The sequence below is a fragment of the Paraburkholderia sp. GAS38 genome (genome assembly GCF_050434965.1).
Taxonomy (GTDB): domain Bacteria; phylum Pseudomonadota; class Gammaproteobacteria; order Burkholderiales; family Burkholderiaceae; genus Paraburkholderia; species Paraburkholderia phenazinium_A.
The window spans coordinates 1-2357 of record NZ_JBNDJO010000031.1 but is presented as its reverse complement, the minus strand read 5'-3'; the positions used below and the strand labels follow the sequence as shown (position 1 = coordinate 2357).

Genomic DNA, 2357 nt, shown 5'->3' with positions numbered 1-2357 from the left:
GAACCACAAGACACACCTGTTATAGGATCAAGCCTTACGGGCAATTAGTATCAGTTAGCTTAACGCATTACTGCGCTTCCACACCTGACCTATCAACGTCCTGGTCTTGAACGACCCTTCAAGGGGCTCGAAGCCCCGGGGATATCTCATCTTAAGGCGAGTTTCCCGCTTAGATGCTTTCAGCGGTTATCTCTTCCGAACATAGCTACCCGGCGATGCCACTGGCGTGACAACCGGTACACCAGAGGTTCGTCCACTCCGGTCCTCTCGTACTAGGAGCAGCCCCCTTCAAATATCCAGCGCCCACGGCAGATAGGGACCAAACTGTCTCACGACGTTTTAAACCCAGCTCACGTACCTCTTTAAATGGCGAACAGCCATACCCTTGGGACCGGCTACAGCCCCAGGATGAGATGAGCCGACATCGAGGTGCCAAACACCGCCGTCGATATGAACTCTTGGGCGGTATCAGCCTGTTATCCCCAGAGTACCTTTTATCCGTTGAGCGATGGCCCTTCCATACAGAACCACCGGATCACTATGACCTGCTTTCGCACCTGCTCGACTTGTCGGTCTCGCAGTTAAGCACGCTTATGCCATTGCACTATCAGCACGATTTCCGACCGTACCTAGCGTACCTTCGTACTCCTCCGTTACACTTTGGGAGGAGACCGCCCCAGTCAAACTGCCTACCATGCACTGTCCCCGACCCGGATCACGGGCCAAGGTTAGAACCTCAAACAAACCAGGGTGGTATTTCAAGGTTGGCTCCACGCAGACTGGCGTCCACGCTTCAAAGCCTCCCACCTATCCTACACAGACCGGTTCAAAGTCCAATGCAAAGCTACAGTAAAGGTTCATGGGGTCTTTCCGTCTAGCCGCGGGGAGATTGCATCATCACAAACACTTCAACTTCGCTGAGTCTCGGGAGGAGACAGTGTGGCCATCGTTACGCCATTCGTGCAGGTCGGAACTTACCCGACAAGGAATTTCGCTACCTTAGGACCGTTATAGTTACGGCCGCCGTTTACCGGGACTTCAATCAAGAGCTTGCACCCCATCATTTAATCTTCCGGCACCGGGCAGGCGTCACACCCTATACGTCCACTTTCGTGTTTGCAGAGTGCTGTGTTTTTATTAAACAGTCGCAGCCACCAGTTTATTGCAACCCCTTCACCCTTCTGGCGCAGGCCAGTCAGGCTACAGGGGCGTACCTTATCCCGAAGTTACGGTACCAATTTGCCGAGTTCCTTCTCCCGAGTTCTCTCAAGCGCCTTAGAATACTCATCTCGCCCACCTGTGTCGGTTTGCGGTACGGTCTTGTTAAACTGAAGCTTAGAGGCTTTTCTTGGAACCACTTCCAGTTGCTTCTTCACCTAAGTGAATGGCGCCACACCCTTGAATTCCGTGCCCGGATTTGCCAAAGCACCTTCTCCAATGCAGCGACCGGGACTTCCAACACCCGGACAACCTTCCGCGATCCGTCCCCCCATCGCATTTAACAATGGTGCAGGAATATTAACCTGCTTCCCATCAGCTACGCATTTCTGCCTCGCCTTAGGGGCCGACTCACCCTACGCCGATGAACGTTGCGTAGGAAACCTTGGGCTTACGGCGAGGGGGCCTTTCACCCCCTTTATCGCTACTCATGTCAGCATTCGCACTTCCGATACCTCCAGCACACTTTTCAATGCACCTTCGCAGGCTTACGGAACGCTCTCCTACCATGCACATAAATGTGCATCCGCAGCTTCGGTATATTGCTTAGCCCCGTTACATCTTCCGCGCAGGACGACTCGATCAGTGAGCTATTACGCTTTCTTTAAAGGATGGCTGCTTCTAAGCCAACCTCCTGACTGTTTTAGCCTTCCCACTTCGTTTCCCACTTAGCAATATTTGGGGACCTTAGCTGGCGGTCTGGGTTGTTTCCCTCTTGACACCGGACGTTAGCACCCGATGTCTGTCTCCCGTGATTGCACTCTTCGGTATTCGGAGTTTGCTATGGCGAAGTAATCCGCAATGGACCCTTCAACCATGACAGTGCTCTACCCCCGAAGGTGATACACGAGGCACTACCTAAATAGTTTTCGGAGAGAACCAGCTATTTCCAGGTTTGTTTAGCCTTTCACCCCTATCCACAGCTCATCCCCTAACTTTTCAACGTTAGTGGGTTCGGACCTCCAGTACGTGTTACCGCACCTTCATCCTGGCCATGGATAGATCACCTGGTTTCGGGTCTACACCCAGCGACTGAACGCCCTGTTCGGACTCGCTTTCGCTACGCCTGCCCTAATCGGTTAAGCTTGCCACTGAATGTAAGTCGCTGACCCATTATACAAAAGGTACGCCGTCACCCC

At 52.9% G+C, this 2357-nt stretch carries 1 rRNA gene; it reads right to left on the bottom strand.

Annotated features, from left to right (window positions below):
• Positions 1-23: 23 nt before the first annotated feature.
• A 23S ribosomal RNA gene (locus tag P3T42_RS36815) occupies positions 24-2357 on the bottom strand; the annotation flags it as partial.